We start from the raw sequence: 219 nt of genomic DNA, 5'->3' as shown, positions 1-219 counted from the left end.
TGTCAGGCTTCAACAGCCTGACGCTGAGCGACAGCGACTACACCCTGACTGGCGCGACCGGCAGCATGACGGTCAACCCGCTGGCGGTGACGCTGACCGGTAGCCAGACCTATAACGGCACGACTACCGCCCAGGGCAGCAACCTGACGGTCAGCAACCAGATCGTTGGCGATACCGTCACCGTTGGCGGCAGCGCCACCCTGGCCAGCGCCCACGTTG

Annotated in this window: 1 protein-coding gene; it reads left to right on the top strand. The window is 65.3% G+C overall.

Annotated elements, in window-relative coordinates:
- On the top strand, positions 1-219 hold a 219-nt coding region (locus JHD64_RS22595), incomplete at both ends, for a YDG domain-containing protein (protein WP_199055847.1).

The organism is Aquitalea sp. ASV15 (genome assembly GCF_016429115.1).
Lineage (GTDB): Bacteria > Pseudomonadota > Gammaproteobacteria > Burkholderiales > Chromobacteriaceae > Aquitalea > Aquitalea magnusonii.
Note: the sequence above shows the minus strand (reverse complement) of the source record. Positions and strands in the feature narration are given on the sequence as shown.